Here is a 19,526-nt window from a genome sequence, read left to right on the forward strand (position 1 = left end):
CCATCCAAAGAACTATATGCGATTAACGAGTTTGCTGAAACAGTTTCTACTTTTGACCCCTCGGTTGTTTCGTAGTTTAAAAATTACATTTAGGGGCAGGGGAGTAATGGAGTGGTAAACCAACTTAAGGACTATTAGGAGTCTTTAGTGACCTTAATATTCCATCTTATGCATTCATAATGCATCGAGAATGAATATCGACCCAAGCCTCTAAAAATGTGCTTTTGCAAATGGTGATAGTCTGACATCATCTTCTTCATTTATGAGGGATAATGCGCTCAAAATTTACACGATGCTTAGCAAGAATTTTGAGTTTGCCGTAATCAGCTAGTGGATCAAGCCGCCAAAAATGAGCATTTCCCCAATGTACAGACTGCTAACTTGCTTTTATTGTGCTCCAACTATAGGAGACACACTGCTCAGATCACAAGCCAAATATGAGTAATACCTTGGTAAAAACCAGCCTATTTTTTGGAGCAGCACTTGTAGTTTGCTGGATTCAAATTGATTCTTGTCAAATGAGAAAACTAACTCATTCTGCTCAGTTTCCGGGATATACAAGAACTTGACTTTAGCGTCGTGGATGCCGAAATGCAGCATGATCGCTTCAAGTAATTTTATTGAGGTTGTGGGTAGGATCTGCACTGGCACGTCGCTGACGAGGATATCAGTGCCTTTGTGAATAATTGAGACATGTGGTTTATTTGTTTTGAATGGATGAGCCTCAGGTTCAGTAAATGTCCGATAGAGATGAAAACCTAGGACATCGCCATAGCTGAGATCGATAGCCTTTTTTGGATTCCATGCCTCGATGGCTATGCCTACCCCTTCGTTGATTAAGAAGGAATCGATGAGCTCAGGAATGGTATAGCATGTTATGCTACTGCTGTCTTCAGGGATGATTTCGGGAAGTTCAAGATTAAAGTAGGTGAGCCCTGCGGGATTGAAGATGATCTCAGGTTCACCACTAGTGAAAATAGCGTGGGGTAGGCAAGTTATTAAACGATTATACCAAGCAGCTTGTCTATTGGGTTTGTCAATCTCAAACAGTGCTCTTAGCTCTTGAGTGGCTGAAACAGAAGCCGCTTTATATTCGGGTGTATCCATAGAGTTTATCTTCATTTAAATAATGCATAGTATTATGATCAAATTGAGATAAAGTAAAGTTAAAATAAGATGATGAATAAGTGGTTTGTGAATACCCAATTGTTTTTAGGCAGGACTTACGAAAAACCCCAATCTCTTCGTTAAAAAATGTTTTTACTTCGGTCATTTAGTCTATCTAAACTCCCTCATTAAAAACATTTTTTGCCTCGACCTTGGAGTTTTTCGTAAGTCCTGTTAGGTTGATTTTTGCAAAAAAAAACTTGGATAGCATTAAATGGCTAGACACGAAGTGATGCAAAGTGAATTTATGCTATTGATGGGCTTAGACTTTTGGGGATATCTGCAATGTAAGCACTATACTCAAACGAAAAAAGGTATTTTGTCTTCCCAATTACTTTCTATAAGATCTTGCAAAAGGAACATGAAGACATTTCTGCAACAGTAACATCAAAAGTTAGCGTTTAAAATAGGTTGTTAATTGCTGCCAGATAGTTTCTTTATAATCCCCAACATAGCCCCAGGAATCTACCCAAATAATTCGTTTAAAGGCATCGGTTTCATTTATTTTATGCATAAATGATTCTTTACTGTCATTTTTTGCAGCAAGAATTACCATGTTAGCACTTTGTCTTATTGGTATAACCAGCGTATGGCTAAATTGATTTTTAATTAATTGAAAAATTGGATATTGTTCTTTTATATTCGCTAAGTTAACAGCCAAAATTCCATCTTCAGTTATTATTTTTTTGCATGAGGCAAAGAACTGGACATTAGCGCACTCAGGTGGAAAATGATTTGCATTGTACAGATCAACAATTAGATGTGAGAAATTTATTTCACAATTTTGGACATAATCCATCGCATTTTCATGAATAATGGTTAAATTTTTTAAACGATTGATTATAAAAAAACGCTTTGCTATTTCGATGACTTCTTCGCTATTATCTACAGCAATTACAGGGATATCCTTGAGCATCAATGCAACTCCAGCACCACCAAGCCCTAACATACAAGTAGCCCCCGGATATTTACGGGCCATTACTGTAAGTGCAGGGAGATAGTATAAACCAGGTTTATGTGGATTATGACGGTTTATAACTGTTTGTAAGGCATTACTCCCTAGCGTTAGCCAGCGATAGCATACATTTTGATATACTTTATAACCTGATGGAGAAGTATAAATGCATGTGCCTAACTTTGTTTTCCACATTTTAGGTAGTCTTCTCTAATTGAAAGGGATAAATTGATCCTAGTTTTAGGATTTGAGTCAATTCATCCAGGGCACAAAAACATTCATCAAGTAACTGAGGATCCGCTAAGTCTGTAGCAATCAACTCAGTGCGATAGTGCTTTAATACCCACTGCTTCAAAATCTTTAATAAATCATCATTTATTAAAACACCTTGATGCATGGCTTGAAGCTCTTCTTCATTTAATGGAACACGCAATCTGAGGCAAGCGGGGCCGCCACCATTTCGCATGCTTTGTTTCAGATCAAGGAAATGAACTGAATTAATAGGATTGGATCCATCAGAAAGTATTCTCTCAATGCACGCATTAGCACGCGGATTATTTTGACACTCAAAAGGGGCAATAAGCATCATAGAGTTTTGTTTCGATAAACTAATAATTTGTGAGTTAAAAAGATAGGTTTCAACTGCATCGGCAACACTAAGCTCTTTTTGTGAAATTTGGATGATATTTATAGGAAAAGAAGCTTTTTCACCTAATTCTTTAAGCACAGCACTTTGCTGATGAAAGGCTTGTTCGTGGACTAGTAAAACGGATTCATTGGCAACAGATATCACATCATTATGAAAAACGCCCTGGTCAATAGCAAGTGGATTTTGACAAGCAAATACAACATGGTCTGTCGATAGCTGATGTTGACGGACTATGGCTTCAGAGGCTTCTTGTGTTTGTCGTGCTGGATATTTCATCGGTCCAGAGTGTGATTGATTGTTTCCTAATCCTTTTTTCCCATAAACGAAAAGATGAATCCCGGGTTGATTGTAGTTTTGACAAATACGACTGTGATTGGCTGCACCTTCATCGCCCATAATGGTTGAACGTGGCAGGATAGGATGATGGTGGAAGTAGTCCGAGTTTGCGAAAATAAACTCCAGAAGTTTTTTCGAAAAATCAGCTTCATGGTGTCGGTGCAAATTACTGACAAGATTGGCAGCCGTAAAATGAACTTTATGGTCTTGAGTATCGGTACTTGGAGAAATTGTGGCTGCATTTGCTGACCACATGCTGGAAGCTGAATAACAGGCACTCAAAAGTTCAGGTGCTGTTCTATAGGCTTTATTAATTTGTTCTTTCGGTGTACCACAAAAACCTAACTGATACAGTAGTTCAAGATTAGGGCGCTGATGTGGTGGAAATAAACCTTGCTTGAGCCCCATTTTATAAAGTAAGTGCATTTTCTCTAGACCTTGTAAGGCAGCTGCTTGGGGATTGGAGCATGCCAAGGCATTTGAGAGCGATGCAATATTACCTGCTGCAAGACCTGCATAATTATGGGTAGGTCCGACTAGGCCATCCATGTTTAATTCATAAACGTTCATTTTAATCTTCTGTTTCAAGTTTCAAGTTTCAAGTAACTGTTTGTCCGAATCATAAAGTCGTAGCCCGGAGTTCATTGCACCACCGCCATTAAGTGAAGGATAAATTGTCGTTCCCGCGAAAGGGAGAACCTATTTCTAGCAAAGTGTAGTGCTAGTTTAAGAATAGATTCCCGCCTTCGCGGGAATGACAAAAATCTTAACTTATTAATAGCGGCCCTTTGTTACGGAGTTCCTAGGCTACCAATACCTGGTAATGTCTGTTCTGGCATTGTCAGGAGAGGTTGTTCCATACTAGCTACTGGATAGGCACAATAATCCGTAGCAAAATAAGCACTTGGCCTATGATTTCCACTCAATCCGACTCCGCCAAAAGGAAGGTTACTGGCGGCACCCGTCGTGGGTCTATTCCAATTAATTAATCCAGCTCGTACTTGCTGATAAAATTGATAATAATGTTGTTCATTATTACTCAACAAACCCGCGACTAAACCGTACCGAGTTTGGTTTGCCAGATTGATTGCTTCATCAAAATGATTGTAGCGATATATTTGCACTAATGGTGCAAAAATTTCCTCATCTGGAGGGTTTTCATGATGCGTCATATCAATAATGCCTGGTGATAGTAGGCCAGTATGCTCAGCAAGTAACCTCATGGATAAGAGGGGCAGGCCTCCTGACTCAATTAGTTTTTCCTGACTATGGATGTGTTTAATGGCTTGTTCATAACTAATAACGGGTCCCATGAATGGTTCTGGCTTTTGATCAAACGGCCCAATTTTAACTGATGAGCATGCTTTGATAAAATGATTCAGGAATTCATCACCTTGATGTGAATCGGGAATAATGACTCGTCGTGCACAAGTGCAGCGTTGGCCTGCCGTAAGTAATGAAGAAAGCAATGTATGATAAACGGCAGCATGGAGATCGGAAATTTCATCAATGACTAAAGGATTATTTCCTCCCATTTCAAGAGCTAAAATTACTTCAGGTTTATCGCCAAACTGCTGATGGATGCGCAAGCCCGTTGCATAACTTCCTGTAAAATATACACCTTGGATGTCTTGTGATAGTAATGCTTTTCCACAGGAGGAATCACCTTGTAAGCAATTTATTACTCCGGGGGGAATTTTGCTTTCATGCCAACACTGCATAATGAATTCAGCTACTGCAGGTGCCTGCTCACTTGGCTTATAAAGAATTGTATTGCCCGCAAGAAGGGCAGGAACTATGTGACCATTACTTAAATGGGCTGGAAAATTAAATGCTCCAAGAACGACCACAACGCCTTGAGGCTTAAAACGAAGACACGCATTTGCTTCTGTAGTTTTGGTTATTTTTGTCCAGGTTCTCTCATGGTAAGCCTGTATGGATAAATTAATTTTTCCTATAACAGCACTGACTTCAGTATGGGCTTCCCATAGGGGTTTCCCAGTTTCCAAAGCGATTAAATGTGCCATATGGTCGCGATTTTTATCAATTTGTTGCGCAAACTTTTGGGTATAATCTGCACGTTGTTCGAAATCAAGAGAGGACCAAGATGAAAGTGCCTGTCGCGCAGCATGACATGCACCTGAAACCTCCTGCTCTGTAGCTATGGTACCCTGCCAAAGTAAGGTACCATAACTCGGGTTTATCGATTCCAGTGTTGTTCCATCGCCTTTTATCCATTGACCATTAATATACTGTCCTTTGCCATGTATTACAGTTGAATTAGTCATTTGCCTCTCCATTATCAAATTGTAAAGGAGCTACTCGTAATTGATTTCCGCATTTGACTTGCAGGAGGTTGGCTGTTTTTTTACTAATAATACAGGTATTATTTTCCTTATTAACGAGCACGCTATTAACGGTTGCTCGAAAATCCAATTGGGTATTTGCTAGTAAATAATTAGCGCTACTCACCTCATCACTAATATTTTTAATGGTTACAACTCGACTAAGCTCAATGGTTTTGATTTTTGATAGAGGAACCTCAAGTGTAGGTCCAGCATCAAAAATATCAACGTATTTGTTATATCGAAAACCCTCTTTTAATAAGATTTTCATGGCTGCTTGTGTAGACGGGTGAGATTCACCTATTACTGCTTGTGCTTCCGGAGACAGCAGTTTAATGTATATAGGATTTCGCGGCATTAAATCGGCTATAAATTGTTTGTCCGTTGCGAGAGTGAGTCGATCGGCATCAGCAAAAGACATATGAAAGAAATGACTTCCTACATTCTCCCAAAAAGGTGATATGCCATGTGCATCGGAGATCCCACGCATTTCTGCAATTATTGTTGAAGCAAAGCGTTGAGGATTTTGGGCGATAAATAGGAAACGTGCCTTGGAAAGTAATAACCCATTTTTATTTTTTCTATACTTCGGTTCTAAAAAAAGTGTGCAGATTTCACTTCGACCTTGATTATCATTCACCAAGCTTAAAACTTCATAATCACTACGGACATTTAATGAGCGGCAAATTCGGGTTCGCTTGGAGATTTTATAAGAATAAAAAGGGGCCTCATGACCGGTACATGATTCAATACCTGAAACACCTATTATTTTTTTACTTTGCTGGTTTTCTAAAACGAATAAATAATATTCATTATTTGGTTTTTCTATATTTGTTTTGAATGAATCAGTCGACCAATGCAGTCGTTTTGCTAATATTTCCTTATCTTTAGAAAGCGTTGTAATTCCAACACCACTTTCTTCAGCCAAATGATGAATAGCATCTAAATCTGCATTGCAAGCACTACGAAATAGCATCATTTTTTAAATCCTCTAAGCCACCTTGAGCAAGATCGAGTAAGAGTAAGGCACTGAGTGCAGCGCGTTCAGATAAACTATCGAGTAGAATATATTCATCTGCGCTGTGGATATTTCCTCCCCTGACTCCAAGTGTGTCCAGGACTGGTAAACCGTGGCGGGCTAAGTTATTTCCATCACAGCAGCCACCACTATCTTTCCAATCTATAGATAAACCGAGCTCTTGTCCTAAATATTGAATACGATGAAACAGACGTTCTGTACCTGAACACACGCGTTTTACGGGTCTTCCAAAAATGCCATGAACACTTAAAGAGTAGTCCGGACGTTTTAATTGACAAATAATATGATCCAGTTCAGTTCGTACCCAAAATTCATCTTCAGGCAGACTAATTCTAATGTCAAGTTGTGCTACAGCTTTATCAGGAACTACATTAAGTGCCAGTCCACCTGCTATTTTTCCTACGTTAATGGTAACGCCATTACGTTTGCCGTTAAGAGAGTGTACGGCACATATTGCTTCAGCCAAGTAACAAATTGCATTTCGGCCATCAGCAAAATCTCGCCCCGCGTGAGCTGCCTTTCCAGTAGCGATTAGTGTTATTTTTCCGCTTCCTTTACGATTTTTAGCTAAAGTGCCATTTGCAGTCATAGCTGGCTCATATACCAAAGCTGCTTGATAATTAGACGCAAGTTCATCTAAAAGTACACTAGATGCTGGTGAACCAATTTCTTCGTCTGCATTGATTAAAACATCCCAACCTAGCTCTGATGCACATTCATTTAATTCAAAAGCAGATAAGGCATGCAACATCACAACAAGCCCACCTTTCATATCTGTAACCCCAGGACCGTTGATGCAGTTATCATTAATATAAGTTAATTTCTGGAATGGATTATCAGCAGCATAAACGGTATCCATGTGTCCACAAAGTAAAACACGTCGCTTTAAGTGAGGCCGCTTTCTAATAAACAGAACATCTCCACAGGTCTGGAGTGAGGTATTGCCGGACATATCAATAATAGATAAAGGAGGATGCTTTTTTGTATATATTGTATCCGCAATTGGCTTATAGACTGTATGTAGTAGATTAGCCATGTGTGCTAATCCAACTAAATTAGTTGTTCCAGAATTTATCTCACAAAATTGATGGAGTTGTTTCACCATCATTTCTTGATTGTTTTTTATTATATTTATCAGTTTATTATATGATTTAATCACGGTTTATGAATTAATGCTAAAAATACAGAATAGCTGAAATTAGTGGGCTTCACAATGTATTGCCAAGTTGTGCCAGGAAGAAAAATAGAGGCAATTTTATCTTATTCTATCATTCTATCCTCCGAGCAATTATGCTTGGAGGAAATGATAATTCAAAAAATTTTACATTAAGGAACTGGGTTATCTGCTTTGGGAGGTGGAGACGAGTTAGTTATTGGCCATAATTGAGGTATAGCCATGAAACCGAGTTTACTTAGTAACCCATCTGATTTTGTCTGCTCTTCATTTTTGACAGGATGCAGTTCTGGATGAGCACTGGCGTCAACACGTCTGTCTAGACCTTGTAGACGCTGAAGTTGCTTTTCTTGAAGTTCTAGAAGCTTATTAAATCGTTCTGTACTTGCTTTTAATTCAGATTTAACCTCTAAAAGTTCAGATTCTGCTTTGCCAATTCGTTCTGCAACTTGGTCAAAGCTAGCTGCTTTATTCTCCAAGAAAGAATTGAGCTTTTCTTGAAAAGCCTGTCGTTGGTTACCGTCAGTTATGGTTGCGCTGGACAGAATCCTGACTGTTCCCTCTAATGTGGAGGCAATTTTTTTTGCTTTCTCTACTTCAGCTCCCATGGATATTCTAACTTCAGATAACTCAGATGTTTTTTCGGATAATAACACCAGGCTTCTTGAATGCTCGTCACGAGCTTTCAAAAGTTCCTTTTGGGTGGCCTCAAATTGTTTATTTTGTTTTTCAACATCAAGTTTTAGAGTTGCTGCTGTTTTTTCAAGTCCATCCTTTGTTTTACGAAGTAATTTTTCAGTTTCAATATATACTTCAACCTGAGCGCTTAATGTCTCTACTTCTTCATTCAATCTAGAAATATTTTTAGCTAACCTCTCATTTTCTTCTTTAAATTTATCTATTTCAACGGCGAGTTTTTTGCGAATTGAATCCAATGCTCCAATAGTTAATTCAAGGATTTCTGCGACACCAAAAATCCCTTCTTTTAATTTTTGAGCAATATTTTTTGTATGATAATGATGGTCATCAAGAACAATACCGCTGGTCGTGTATGCTAAGGCGCTTACACCACTAATTGTTACCAGGAATCCAATATGAGCTGCAGCTCCTATGATCAAGGTAGGTCCTGATACAGCAACACCACCAATAATTCTTTGCCATAATGGCAACTCACCCCAAAATGCAGCGGCACGTGAAATAAGGCTTGGGTTATCTTGTAAACTGTCGACTATTGCACCTAGACTTTTTTTGACTTGTGCCAAGTGTTCTTGAGTTAAAGCAATACTTTGCAAACTATCCAGATCAGGCTCAGGTGAGTTTGGGTTGAGCAATAATTGTTTAGCCGCATCAGAAAAATTCATCTGTGACAAAGCTTTTTCAATGACGACTTTATTTGTATTGGATGGATTTATATCACTCTTTATAAGTACATCAAGTTCTTGTTCATTAGTAGACATAACACCAGCTCCCTGTGTTTAAGAATCTCCCTGTAAATTCTATTTTTAACCACAAGGCACGAATAAGCAAGTAAAAAAATTTGTTTCCATGGAGTTATTTTAAGACGATAGCAATATAGTCTGTGTTACTCAAATTTAGAGGTGCGGATTATAAAAAGTATAGTTTTGGATTTCCAAAATTATTGAAGAGCTGTAGTAAATTCAGCTATTTCTTCGCTTAATTTTATCCTATCTTCATAGAAAAAGCCTTTGTTTTGAAAAGACACTCCATAATCAATTAGGGCCTGGGAGTATCCACAAGAGGGAATATAAAGTATAAAACCTAGTAAGGCGACCATCATGCCGGAGAGTTCATACAATGAAGGATAATTTATTTGAACTTCATCAGTTAGAACTTCATAGTTTCTAATGGACTCTTCAGACGAAGAATTTACAAGTTCAGATGTGCGTGAAATTATTTCCAGCAGGAGTTCATCGCTACAGGACTTTTGCTGATCTAACTTCGTTACAGTATTTAATAATTTAAGACCTGTTTTTTTAATATTACCATGTTCTTCGGGTAGTTTATTGAATTGTTCTATCGTTTGACTGAGTCTTTTGTTAAGTATTTGCTTAGTTTGTATCCCAGGACAGTTCATATCACGCCAGTGAATGAGCCAAGACTTCTTCTTATTATTAATTAATTCAAGATAATTTGCATTCACATAAGTATTTATAGCATTCCATATGATTTTTCGATGAAAATTCATCCCTCTTCCTTTAACATTTGCAGCTGGTGCATCAAGAGAGCGCTCAAACTCTCTTTTAGTTATAGGCTTTTCTAATTCAAATGATCGTACTAAGTTATAATAAGTAGACGAAAGTGCTCCACGATCTATTGCATCTTTGCATGAAAAATTAAAGCTCTTGGGGTTTACTTTTTGTATGATGTAATTGGGGAGTTCATATTTGATGAAGTGCACCCAAACTGCTTGTTTTTCCGCAGAAGAAATAAATCTTCTATTGCTAAGTCCTTGTGCAAGGAAACTTTTCTGAAGTAATTGGGTTAAGATTTGATATTGATTACCATCAAACAAAAAATTTCTTGCTTTTGCACTAATGTGGAAATCAGAAATGACGTTTTTAGTTGTATTCTCGCTTGCTATATCTAGAAATTCATCAAATACAGATACAAAGGATAAACGATCATTTGTTTTTTCGTAATCAGAGGACTCCATTAAACCTTCATTAGCAGGAAGGGTAATGACGAGAACCTTGAGACTCGGATCATCTTCAAGTTTATGCAGCTCTAGTGTCATATCTCTTTCTTTGGAGCCCGCAATATCATACTTACTTCGATCTAATCCTAGATTATTAAAATATATATGGCATATGGATTTTTCTGATGATTCAGCATTTATTTGTAGCCAACGTTTAAACAGAGGACTGATACGAGTTTGTCCATTATGACGCTGAGCTTGGGTGCTAAAACGATGCTCGCTTGCATCTGAATCTTCTTTATGAGAAAAATTTTTAATTGTTGGCAAATTGGTTTCGTGTTGAGGTTTAAAGTTATCTGCAAACAAAGAATAAAGACGACGGTAAATTCCACCCTCATTATTAGGTGAGTGTCGATTAACAGTTTTCTTTTTATCTTTTATTGTTGTATGAATTTTTTTTTCTACATTGCGTTTCCGAGGATTTATTTGGGCGCCAATATCATTTATCCAATCAGACGATTCTTCGAGAATTTTGTTGTCATTGTGGTAAATAGCTAGAACTAATTCATCAAGTTCCTTAACTTTTTCTGCAGGGTTAGTCTCAATATACTTTTCTAAAGCGGAGATACAAGACGAATATAAATCACCATAGGGATAGTCTTTATCATATTTTTGCTTCATTACAGCTTGTAATTTGGTGAACTCTGGAAGGAGATTTATGACGTTTTGGCAGTGCCTAATCGCAGTTTTTAATTGAACAAAATAAGCATAGCAGTTACGATTATGAATTGCATCGCTAGTCAGGTTTTCTTCGTTCTTTACGCAAGTGCCCATAACTTTTATATGCCTGTGTAAATTAAGAGCATTATATAGAAATAGGAGTCATATTGGAAGGGTCGTTAGAATTATTGATACCGAGTATAAATGTGGAACATCAATCCTTATTAAATAATTGTCATTCTGATTGGAAAGAAATTCTAATCAACGCATTAAAAACGATGGATCAGGATTATTTGCATCAGCTCATGAATGATAAAAATTGGTTGCCAGGAACAGAACGATTATTAGCGGCATTCAGTTTACCACTTGCCAAAACTCAATATATTTTATTAGGTGAATCACCTTATCCTCGTAAAGACTCTGCAAATGGATATGCATTTTGGGATAATTCAGTTGGCAACTTATGGAGCTCGACCGGGTTAAGTAAAGCCGTTAATAGAGCAACTTCTTTGCGTAATTGGATAAAAATGATGCTTTTAGCACGTGGAGATTTGCATCTAAATACATCACAAGCCGATATTGCATTAGTGGATAAAAGCTATTTAGTGCAAACAGCACAAGAATTGTTTAAAGGAATGATGAATAAAGGTATTTTATTACTCAACGCCTCGTTGGTTTATAGCGAGGGTAAGGTTCCTTATCATGCTCGTCAATGGAAGCCTTTTATGCAAAGCCTGTTTGGACAGTTGACTGTAATTAAACCTACTATTCAACTGATTTTATTAGGTAAAATAGCTGAAACTGCTGCACAGGATAAATTACCTATAGGACTTATTGCAGAACATCCTTATAATGTAAGTTTTATCACCAATCAACATGTGATTGACTTTTTTAAACCATTGGATTTACTAAAATATGAGTAATACTGAATCAACCGTTAATCCTCAAGAACTTAGTAAGTTTGCTCAGCATGCCAACTTATGGTGGGATACTGAGGGACCACTGAAAACACTTCATGATATTAATGAAATACGACTGGATTTTATTAAGCAACACGTACAATTAACTGATTTAAATGTTTTGGATGTTGGTTGTGGTGGGGGTATTTTATGTGAAGCACTTGCAAATTCTGGAGCGAAAGTTACCGGGATAGATGCCGAATCTACAGCTATTTTCGTAGCTCAGGAACATGCAAAAAAAAATCATCTAAACATTAACTATCAATGTACTTCAGTTGAAAAATATAGTCATCAACGTTTCGATGTCATTACATGTATGGAAATGTTGGAGCATGTGGAAAATCCTGGGTTGGTATTTGAACATTGTAGGCGACTACTTAAGCCACATGGATTTTTATTTGTATCAACAATTAGCAGAACAATTAAAGCGTATGCTACAGCTATAATTGCTGCTGAATATGTGTTGAATTTATTGCCTAAACAGACCCACGATTATAAGAAATTTATTAAACCGAGTGAGTTGTGTGCTATGGCTCGTCCTTGGGACTTCAATTTAATTGACTTAAAAGGAATGGACTATAATCCGTTTTTAAGAAAAGCTACGTTAGGATCGGATGTCAGAGTTAATTATTTGATGGCTTTTCAGTAATGAATCCGTGTGAAAGTAGGGGGCTTAGCTAAGGTAAGCATTTACTCTCTATTCACCGAACGGCTCTATTTGACACATCTAGCGAAATGTTTAAAACTAATGGCGAGAACTGTAATTTCTTATCTTAGCCATAAATGTGCTTGTTTTAATTTATCTGAATTCGGGATTGATCGATCTCATAGATCCTGGTTAGATCATTACGTAAAAAATTAGTAGTTTTACATAAAACAATATAGTAACTTTCTATCTTATTATGAATATAAAAAAGGTAAGCGCATACTTTATAATGCCCTGGATCAATGTTTATTGATAAGCTATCTTTTTCGTCTTCTAAATTCCAAGGGCTCGCTATAGATAGGGTTCCTGTGGGGATGTTAATGATTACAGTATCTGTTGCATCTATTACACATTTAAATTCCTTGCTTGTTAACACCGGATCCACTGAATCAACTACTCTTACTTGAACATTACATACTTCATGAATAACAGTGTTGAATATATATGCTTTACCATCATTAATTAAGTTCAATAAATGCAGTTCAGAATATTTACTACAAGCATTGATTATATCTTTGCCATAGTGAGCATCACTAATTGATATTGATGTTTCGACACGTATCTTTCCTGATTTTTTCTTAATAATTTCGGTTTTATCATTTCCAGTTAATTCAAGCCAATCAATTATCATCTTAGATAAGTGGCGAGTATAGCGCGGATGATCATGTACACGAATAACTTGTTTTAATACATGGATATAAAAATCAAGTTGTTCAATATTGTCTATACATTTGCTTTTATATACTTCACTAATATCATTAGATATTGTTCTCATCGCTTTAAAACGATTCTTAGCATCTAAGAGTTGCATTTCTTCCCAGTCTGCGCGAATTTGAATATAAGTTTTTGTTTTCTTGCCTGAGAGTTTTTTAAGCATATGAAGTTGTTTCTTGATAGATTAATGGATAGTTAATGACTCAATTGACTTATTATATCACATATATTTACTATTCCTCGGCATTATATCTGCACCACTTCTACCGGCGTAATTAGTTATATACCAAATTTAATGCATGATTTTCGACGAATCCATTTTAATATACTTTCAATTCCTCTTAATTCGCATTTGCGCCGTTTCTTTAACTCTAACCCACATACTGATATGGTCCTCAAGCTTGTCCTACGTTCTACAACAACGCCCCATAAAGCGCGAAATTTAGGCTAATGAAGCAATTGTCAACAGACTCTAGATAAATTGCTCCTGATGATGATAAATAGACCACTGGAGCAAGAGCTATGTGCTAAATCCGTGTGGATCTCTCAGGAACAAGCCCCGGGACATAGGCAGGGCGGAAATATAGGAAATAGTTTGAACTAAGTGCCATTAATGTATATATGTTTCCCCAGCATCATTTAGCGCAACCAGCCTAAAAGGTATCTCTCCAAGACTGGATTTAAAACCAGTCTTGGATTTCATGAGTTCCGCTATGCGTCAGTTTTGCTACTACTGTTTTTTTCTGAATTTTGCTTCTTATTATAACGTTCCAAATAACGCTGATGAGCATATCTGGCCTGTTCTTGAGTGACTACATCTACTTCATTCCCATAGATATCAATTCGTGCAGCGTTTTCTTTTTGACAATTTAGATATGCCGGTGATGCACTGTAGTAGTTTAATGCTTCACGTAGCGATTTTTTACTGAAAGGAGGGGTGTCTAGTCGCTCGTAGAAGTCGATAATATCATCAAATATTCCAATTTTCAGAGGCTTAATCTGATTTCCTTTTTTAAAAAAGGCATTTGGGAAATGTTCAATAAGCCAATCTATAACGAGTAGCTTATCTTTTTTTACTGTAGATATCGGTTGTTTGTCCATCATATTGCTCTAAAGCGTGTTCTAGATGCTGAATAAACTACCACATCTTTTGACATAATCAAGCACTTGTATGTAAACACTGTAATTACTTTAGTATTTTAGGGGAAAACCTTATATTTAATGGATATCCAGTAGGTATTTTTTTGCTCGAGTTCTTGTAAGATATTTCTCAATTCAGATAAAGATAATTGCTGTTTTTTTGTCATGGATTTTAGTGACTTAACTTAACTTATTGTTTTTAATTAAACTTTTTAAAATATCTTTTGGGGTTTGCTTGAAATCAGTTAAGGAAATGCACAAAAGTCTGCTTGCGCTTCTAATTTTCTATGCTAAATTTAAAACATGACTTGTATGGATATAAGTCACTCAAATGGAATTGTAATCATACGGATTTGATTTATCATGGATGATTATAAGAACTGGAAGTTCTTATACGGATGACTGCGAAGGCCAGGGTTTAAGCCCTGGCTTTTTTATTTATGCTACGAGATAGCCTGATCGAGATAAAAACTTTTTATCAGGAAAATAGGCGAAAATTACGGAACCATTTTTAATGGTATTAATAACTGGTTTTGCTAAGGTTTGAGCAATAGCAGGGCATCCCCAGGATAGTCCAGCGCGACCTGCTCGTTTTATGAAATCAGGTTCTACATACCAAGCACCATGTATGACTACACGTCGGCTTAATGCATTATCATTAAAACCTTTATCTAAGCCCTGTATATTAAGCGAATATCCTTTATGCCCGATATAGGTATCTTTTGTAATGTATGTACCTAGGCTTGATTGTTTACTTGAGGGAGCATTGGAAAAATGACTGGCCTTATTCACACCTGAGTTTTTTCCATGAGCGACATAAGTGTTATATAAAAGACGTTCTCTACGAAGATCGAATACCCACATCCGTTGTTTGTTTGAAGGCAAAGAATAATCAATTACTGTAAGTACAGGTTTTTTAACAGAACCTTTTTTGCTTGCATTTTGATATGCAGTTAATGCGAGTTTTAAAACATTTTTATTTAATTCTGGTGCCTTGCGGCTCAAATGTTGCAATTTGCTACTAATATCAGATTCAGACCTTGCTGCAAAAGAAGGTGTACTTGAGGTTATATTACTAGTTAAAATTACGGTTGAGATTAGAGTTAATAGAGTATTCATACTGCTCCTTTCTTCTGTAAATCGCCGTTATAGTTTCTACGAAAAAATGGTGATTATATTAACAATTCACGTAATTGTAAAATCAGGAGCATTTAATTTGTCCATTAGGGGGAAATATTACTCAATTCATATACTTAGGCATATAGTGAAAAAAAATGCAGTACAAACAGCGATCTACCTGGTTAAAACCAGGCCTATTTGGCATGTTAAACACGATACAAATAGATAAAAATTAATTCAAAAAAAATAAATAAATAACAGAAAAATTATCTAAAATTAGGTATAATGACACGGTTTACAGCCCATTTATGTTTGCTCTACATCCAAAAAATCAGGTAGTGCATTCCATTTCATATGGCTCTAAATTATACTTGGATGTTAGTTTTTAAACTCTTTTAAACCCAGCATTGACTTGGTACTTCTTTCAAGAGAGAACTGGAAAAAAGATTAGATATAGATTTGATTGTGGAGAATACTATGCTGGAAAAGCAGATCATACAATTACCCGAAGGAATACGAGCTGCTATTAATCATGCGTATCGTGTTGATGAGTTACCATTAATAACAGAACTTTGTGAAAAAGCAGCGTTAGGACAACAGCAGTTAATTGATATTAAGAATAGTGCCACAAAACTAGTTGAGTCAGTGCGCACGGAACGAAAAAAAAGCACAGGTATTGATTCATTTTTAACTGAATATGCTTTATCCAGTGATGAAGGTATTGCTCTGATGTGTTTGGCTGAAGCACTATTACGTGTTCCTGACAGTGCTACAGTAGATAATCTAATCAAAGATAAATTATCGGGTGGCGATTGGAAATCTCATATGGGTCAAAGTGATTCATTTTTTGTAAATGCAACTACTTGGGCCTTGATGCTTACTGGGAAAATACTAACTCCGGAAAAAGCCCAAACAACATTATCCAAATCTTTAATGAAGCTCGTGAATCGCAGCAGCGAAGCTGTAGTAAGAAAAGCAGTTGATAAAGCAATGCGAATTATGAGTAAACAATTTGTTATGGGACGCACTATCAGTGAAGCGTTAAGCCGTGCAAAAAAGAAAGAAGCACAGGGGTATCGATATTCTTATGACATGCTGGGTGAAGCCGCGCTAACATCTATAGATGCGTTACGTTATTTTGAGGCCTATAAAGAAGCAATTGAAACCATAGGTAAACACGCTGATAAAGATTCAGATGTATACAAACGAGCCGGTATATCTATAAAGCTCTCAGCCTTACACCCGCGCTATAATGAAAGCCAACATGAACGAGTTATGGAAGAGTTGCCAGCTAAACTTCTAGCTCTCGCTCGCTTGGCGAAGAGTTATGGGATTGCCTTAACTGTTGATGCTGAAGAATCTGAGCGTTTGGATTTATCACTCGATGTAATGGAGCGTGTTTTTAATGATGCAAGCTTGGATGGATGGAATGGTTTTGGTTTAGCGGTTCAATCCTATCAAAAAAGAGCTTTTTTCGTATTGGATTGGGTAGCCGCTCTTGCTAGAAGAAAGCAACGTCGAATTATGGTTCGCTTGATTAAAGGAGCCTATTGGGATAGCGAAATAAAGAAAACACAAATGCAGGGTTTTAATGAATATCCTGTATTTACCCGAAAAGTTTTTACAGATGTTTCTTTCCAAGCTTGTGCTAAAAAAATATTGACCATGACGGATGCAATTTATCCTCAATTTGCAACGCATAATGCTTATTCTGTGGCGATGATTTTAAATATTACCGGTGATTATCGTGATTTCGAATTTCAGTGCTTGCATGGAATGGGTAATGAGCTCTATCAACAGATAGTGCCAGCAGAGCGACATGGGATTCCATGCCGTATTTATGCGCCAGTGGGAAGCCATGAAGATTTACTTCCTTATTTGGTACGTCGCTTGTTGGAAAATGGAGCAAATTCTTCATTTGTTAACCGTATTGTCGATGATAATGCACCGATTAGTACATTGGTTGAAGATCCTGTAGAAAAAGCCAAATCTTTATTGCATAAGATGAATCAAAATATTCCATTACCGGAAGATATATTTCAACCGAGCAGAAAAAACTCTAAAGGTTTTGATTTTTCTGATCGTGCTGAACGAGCTGTTTTACAACAAAAAATGGCGCAAATCAGATTGCAGCAGTGGACCGCAGGACCAATAATCTCTGGAAATTCAACACATAATAGTGAAATGCAGCGTGTTGAGTCGCCGCAACAGACTGAGAATATTATTGGAACAGTTCAGAATTCATCACTCGACGATGTAGAGCAAGCATTGGTACACGCTGAGCAAGCATTCCCAGGTTGGTCTAATACACCTGTAAAAGAAAGAGCGGCCTGCCTTAATCGTTTTGCTGATTTATTACAGGAAAATTATGCAGAACTTATGACCATCGCGTGCCTTGAAGCAGGAAAAACTATGAATGACTGCATTTCAGAGGTGCGTGAAGCAATTGATTTTTGCCGTTATTACGCAACGCAGGCTCAGCAAATTTTAGCTGCTCCGCTGCGATTAACTGGTTATACAGGGGAGTTAAATGAACTTAGTTTGCATCCACGCGGTATCGCGCTATGTATCAGTCCCTGGAATTTCCCCTTAGCAATTTTTACAGGTCAGGTTGCTGCTGCATTGGTTACTGGAAATTGTGTTATTGCAAAACCTGCGGAGCAAACTCCTTTAATTGCCGCTTATACGGTTAAATTAATGCATAAAGCAGGAATTCCAGTAGGTGTTGTACAATTACTTCCTGGACCTGGCGAAACCATTGGCGCTGCATTGGTTGCGGACAAAAGAATTAAAGCTGTGTTGTTTACGGGTTCAACCGACACAGCAAATCTTATTAATCGTACTCTAGCAACACGTGGCGGTGAACTGATTCCTTTGATTGCCGAGACAGGTGGCCAAAATGCCATGATTGTTGATTCTTCCGCTTTATTGGAGCAGGTTGTCGTCGATGCAGTTAACTCAGCCTTCGGAAGTGCTGGTCAAAGATGTTCTGCGCTGCGGGTATTATTTGTTCAAGAAGAAGTATATCCAAGAACCATTGATCTCTTAAAAGGAGCTATGGCCGAATTGGTAGTAGGTGATCCACGCTGGCTTGCGACTGATGTAGGACCTGTGATTGATAATGCTGCTTTATCCATATTAAAAAGCCATGTGGAGAATATGAAAAAGCGGTTTGAACTCATTTATCAATGTCCATTAGATGAATCATTGGAATCCGGATACTTTATGCCACCAACAGCGATTGCTATTGATCACATCAATGCTCTTGAAAAGGAGGTTTTTGGTCCGGTATTACATGTAATTCAATTTAAGCGAACAGACCTAGATCAAGTCATTAAACAAATTAACGCGACAGGGTATGGCCTAACCTTAGGTATTCATAGTCGTATTAATGAAACAGTAGAATACATTAGACAGAATATCCATGCGGGTAACTGTTATGTAAATCGTAACATGGTAGGTGCTGTTGTCGGTTTACAGCCTTTTGGCGGAGAAGGATTGTCAGGTACAGGTCCTAAAGCAGGCGGTCCTCACTACCTAATTCGACTTTGTCATGAACGGACTTATACTGTTGACACTACTGCAGCAGGAGGTAATGCAAGTTTAATGTCTTTACCTGATTAATATGTAAATCATACAGAAGCGTGACTCTGATCTTTATCTGATTTCAGTCACGCCAACTTCTCTGGCTACAAGAAGTAGAGTGATTAATAGAGAGGATACGTTGTTCAGATCACAAGCTAACTTGAGTAATACCTTGGTAAAACCTGCTCAGTAATTGTACCCCCCTGGGGGGCAAATTGATTCTTGTCAATTGAGAAAACTAAATCATACTGCTCAGTTTCAG

At 37.4% G+C, this 19,526-nt stretch carries 15 protein-coding genes; 4 read left to right on the forward strand and 11 right to left on the reverse strand.

Translation table 11 applies throughout. The features are described from left to right. Nucleotides 1-387: 387 nt before the first annotated feature. Nucleotides 388-1,107 (reverse strand): hypothetical protein, encoded by a 720-nt coding sequence (locus DGG96_RS16580; protein ID WP_110143670.1) that lies wholly within the window; start codon nucleotides 1,105-1,107, stop codon nucleotides 388-390. Between the two features lie 274 nt (nucleotides 1,108-1,381). Here DGG96_RS16580 and DGG96_RS20930 point away from each other — a divergent pair, with 274 nt between their 5' ends. Further along, complete coding sequence (locus tag DGG96_RS20930) at nucleotides 1,382-1,552, forward strand: hypothetical protein (RefSeq protein ID WP_165831634.1); 171 nt, start codon at nucleotides 1,382-1,384, stop codon at nucleotides 1,550-1,552. A 9-nt stretch (nucleotides 1,553-1,561) separates the two neighbouring features. Here DGG96_RS20930 and DGG96_RS16590 read toward each other — a convergent pair whose 3' ends face one another. From DGG96_RS16590 to DGG96_RS16620, 7 genes are all read right to left on the reverse strand, one after another. Further along, the gene (locus DGG96_RS16590; RefSeq protein WP_110143671.1) at nucleotides 1,562-2,317 is read right to left on the reverse strand and encodes a spermidine synthase; all 756 of its coding nucleotides are present in this window, start codon (nucleotides 2,315-2,317) and stop codon (nucleotides 1,562-1,564) included. Nucleotide 2,318: 1 nt separating this feature from the next. Next, on the reverse strand, nucleotides 2,319-3,677 hold the full coding sequence (gene astB, locus DGG96_RS16595) for an N-succinylarginine dihydrolase (protein ID WP_110143672.1): 1,359 nt from the start codon (nucleotides 3,675-3,677) through the stop codon (nucleotides 2,319-2,321). 221 nt (nucleotides 3,678-3,898) lie between these two features. After that, the gene (gene astD / locus DGG96_RS16600) at nucleotides 3,899-5,395 is read right to left on the reverse strand and encodes a succinylglutamate-semialdehyde dehydrogenase (protein WP_110143673.1); all 1,497 of its coding nucleotides are present in this window, start codon (nucleotides 5,393-5,395) and stop codon (nucleotides 3,899-3,901) included. Further along, a complete protein-coding gene (locus DGG96_RS16605; RefSeq protein WP_110143674.1) occupies nucleotides 5,388-6,431 on the reverse strand; it encodes an arginine N-succinyltransferase in 1,044 nt (347 codons plus the stop codon). The genes astD and DGG96_RS16605 overlap by 8 nt, the downstream gene beginning before the upstream one ends. Beyond that, nucleotides 6,415-7,650 carry a hydrolase gene (locus tag DGG96_RS16610; RefSeq protein ID WP_110143675.1) on the reverse strand — a complete coding sequence of 412 codons (1,236 nt, stop codon included), beginning with the start codon at nucleotides 7,648-7,650 and terminating at the stop codon, nucleotides 6,415-6,417. The genes DGG96_RS16605 and DGG96_RS16610 overlap by 17 nt, the downstream gene beginning before the upstream one ends. A 167-nt stretch (nucleotides 7,651-7,817) precedes the next feature. Beyond that, complete coding sequence (locus tag DGG96_RS16615) at nucleotides 7,818-9,122, reverse strand: LegC2/C7 family Dot/Icm T4SS effector (RefSeq protein ID WP_110143676.1); 1,305 nt, start codon at nucleotides 9,120-9,122, stop codon at nucleotides 7,818-7,820. Nucleotides 9,123-9,301: 179 nt separating this feature from the next. Next, a complete protein-coding gene (locus DGG96_RS16620; RefSeq protein ID WP_110143677.1) occupies nucleotides 9,302-11,155 on the reverse strand; it encodes a hypothetical protein in 1,854 nt (617 codons plus the stop codon). A 53-nt stretch (nucleotides 11,156-11,208) separates the two neighbouring features. Here DGG96_RS16620 and DGG96_RS16625 point away from each other — a divergent pair, with 53 nt between their 5' ends. Both DGG96_RS16625 and ubiG read left to right on the forward strand, forming a co-directional pair. Next, a complete protein-coding gene (locus DGG96_RS16625; protein ID WP_110143678.1) occupies nucleotides 11,209-11,964 on the forward strand; it encodes a uracil-DNA glycosylase family protein in 756 nt (251 codons plus the stop codon). Further along, nucleotides 11,957-12,649 (forward strand): bifunctional 2-polyprenyl-6-hydroxyphenol methylase/3-demethylubiquinol 3-O-methyltransferase UbiG, encoded by a 693-nt coding sequence (gene ubiG / locus DGG96_RS16630; RefSeq protein WP_110143679.1) that lies wholly within the window; start codon nucleotides 11,957-11,959, stop codon nucleotides 12,647-12,649. Before DGG96_RS16625 ends, ubiG begins: the two co-directional genes overlap by 8 nt. Nucleotides 12,650-12,794: 145 nt before the next feature. On the opposite strand, the gene DGG96_RS16635 is transcribed toward ubiG, so the two are convergent. The 3 genes from DGG96_RS16635 to DGG96_RS16645 form a co-directional block, all read right to left on the reverse strand. Next, nucleotides 12,795-13,583 carry a hypothetical protein gene (locus DGG96_RS16635; RefSeq protein WP_110143680.1) on the reverse strand — a complete coding sequence of 263 codons (789 nt, stop codon included), beginning with the start codon at nucleotides 13,581-13,583 and terminating at the stop codon, nucleotides 12,795-12,797. A gap of 548 nt (nucleotides 13,584-14,131) precedes the next feature. Then, nucleotides 14,132-14,521 carry a ProQ/FinO family protein gene (locus tag DGG96_RS16640; protein WP_165831636.1) on the reverse strand — a complete coding sequence of 130 codons (390 nt, stop codon included), beginning with the start codon at nucleotides 14,519-14,521 and terminating at the stop codon, nucleotides 14,132-14,134. A 477-nt stretch (nucleotides 14,522-14,998) separates the two neighbouring features. Further along, complete coding sequence (locus DGG96_RS16645; protein WP_110143682.1) at nucleotides 14,999-15,679, reverse strand: murein L,D-transpeptidase catalytic domain family protein; 681 nt, start codon at nucleotides 15,677-15,679, stop codon at nucleotides 14,999-15,001. A gap of 477 nt (nucleotides 15,680-16,156) precedes the next feature. Here DGG96_RS16645 and putA point away from each other — a divergent pair, with 477 nt between their 5' ends. After that, nucleotides 16,157-19,303, forward strand: coding sequence for a bifunctional proline dehydrogenase/L-glutamate gamma-semialdehyde dehydrogenase PutA (gene putA, locus DGG96_RS16650; protein WP_110143683.1), 3,147 nt, complete (start codon nucleotides 16,157-16,159; stop codon nucleotides 19,301-19,303). Nucleotides 19,304-19,526: the final 223 nt, after the last annotated feature.

Source organism: Legionella qingyii (assembly GCF_003184185.1).